The sequence below is a fragment of the Deinococcus cellulosilyticus NBRC 106333 = KACC 11606 genome (genome assembly GCF_007990775.1).
Lineage (GTDB): Bacteria > Deinococcota > Deinococci > Deinococcales > Deinococcaceae > Deinococcus_C > Deinococcus_C cellulosilyticus.
This window is the reverse complement of record NZ_BJXB01000079.1, coordinates 1-1,660: the sequence shown is the minus strand read 5'-3', so window position 1 is coordinate 1,660 and position 1,660 is coordinate 1. Positions and strand designations below refer to the sequence as shown.

The 1,660-nt window shown below is 57.2% G+C and carries 1 protein-coding gene and 2 pseudogenes; all 3 read right to left on the bottom strand.

The annotated features are described in order from the left end of the window. Nucleotides 1–257: pseudogene (locus DC3_RS28740) on the bottom strand (carbohydrate ABC transporter permease); the annotation flags it as partial. Beyond that, entirely contained in the window at nt 254–1,135 is an 882-nt protein-coding gene (locus DC3_RS28735; protein ID WP_246130849.1) for a carbohydrate ABC transporter permease, read from the bottom strand. The gene DC3_RS28735 and the pseudogene DC3_RS28740, both read right to left, overlap by 4 nt. A gap of 242 nt (nt 1,136–1,377) precedes the next feature. Further along, nucleotides 1,378–1,660: pseudogene (locus DC3_RS28730) on the bottom strand (sugar ABC transporter substrate-binding protein); the annotation flags it as partial.

Genomic DNA, 1,660 nt, shown 5'->3' with positions numbered 1-1,660 from the left:
GAGTTTTTGAGGAATGGACCATAGGTTTCCAGTGCACGATGGAAGTTTTCCAGGGTAGGACTGAAGAAGAAGATGGGAGGGGTGGCAAACGCCTGTGCCTCAGTTTTGAAGCCGGCCATCACCATCCAGATCAGGGGAAACAGGAACAGCAACAAAACCAGATAGGTGAGGGCCGTCAGCAGTGAGCCCTTGATCATGGCCACGGTTTTCTTGCTCTGGTCGGCGGGTCTGAGGGTGGCTTCCTGAATGGAACTCATGCTTTCGCTCCCTGGATGTTGCGGCCAATGATCCGGAGGATCACGGAAGAGACGAGGTTGGTGAAGAGCACCGCGATGACCCCGGCAGCAGAGGCCAGACCGATGTTGTACTCCGCAAACGCCTTCTGGTAGATGAAGTAGGGAATGGTGGTGGTCGAAATGCCAGGACCACCAGAGGTGGCGGTGTAAATTTCCCCGTAGACCTGCATCAGGAAGATGGTTTCCAGCAGCACCACCACTTCCAGGGATTTGGAGAGGTGGGGCAGCACCATGTACCAGAACTCCTGAAAGGGGGTGCACCCGTCAAGTCGAGCGGCTTCAAGTTGCTCTTCGGGCATGGATTGCAGTCCCGTCAGCAGGATCAGGGCAGCAAAAGGGGTCCATTCCCAGGTGACCATCGCCACGATGCTGCCCATCGGGTACTGGGACAGAAAATCGACGGCAGGAAGGCCGAGTTGCTGGCTGACCCAGCTGAAAAATCCGAAAACAGGGTTCATCAGCATGTTCTTCCAGACCACTGCGGTGACCACGGGCATCACCAGGAAAGAACTGATAAACAGCGTTCGGACCACGCCACGCCCCAGGAAACGGCGGTTCAGCAGCAGGGCCACGCCTCCTCCGATCAGGATGGTGAGGACCACCACCGAGAGCATCAGGACCACGGTGTTGAGCATCACGTGCAGGTTCTGGGGGTCGGTGAAGAGGGAAAGGTAGTTGCTCAGCCCGATGAAGGGACGCTGGTCAGGAATGGTGAGGTTCCACTTGAAGAAGCTGTAGTACACCGTCATCAGGAATGGGGCCTGGGTGGTGACGATCAGGTACACAAGCGCGGGCAGGACCAGCAGGACCGCAGGCAAATTGATGGGCTTTCTTTTCATTTCTTTTGTTGTGGGAACAGTATTGCTGATCATCTGGACTCTTTTCTGTGGGGATGCATCATGCGGCTGAGCGAGGTGCGATGATGCATCAAAAAGAGAAGGCGAAGGGTGGAGGGCTGACCTGCGGAGAATCAAAAGGAGTGTGCTGCTGACCTTCGAGGGAAAGCATCGGGTGGAGGGGTCACTCCCTCCACCCGATGCTTGAGGAAAGTCCGTTCAGGTGGAGCAGGCCAGCTGTGGAATCACTTCTTGTAGCCACCCTCGGTGCTGACCCTGTCGGCAGCGGTCTGGGCCTGCTTGAGGGCCTGATCCACGGTCATCTGACCGCTCAGCACGCCAGCGAGGTACTGTCCGACCTGCGTTCCCAGCGCCTGGAACTCGGGGATGCCCACGAACTGCACGCCAGTGTAAGGAACAGGGTCTTTGGTGGCGTTGGTGGGGTCTGCACGGTTGATGGAATCCAGCACGATGTTGGCGAATGCGCCAGCGGCTTTCTGGTAGCTGGGATTCTTGTAGGTGCTGCTT

Bases quoted from the DNA above. Each gene is read 5' to 3' on its own strand.
- DC3_RS28735 (WP_246130849.1), bottom strand. From the start codon at position 1,135: ATGAAAAGAAAGCCCATCAATTTGCCTGCGGTCCTGCTGGTCCTGCCC.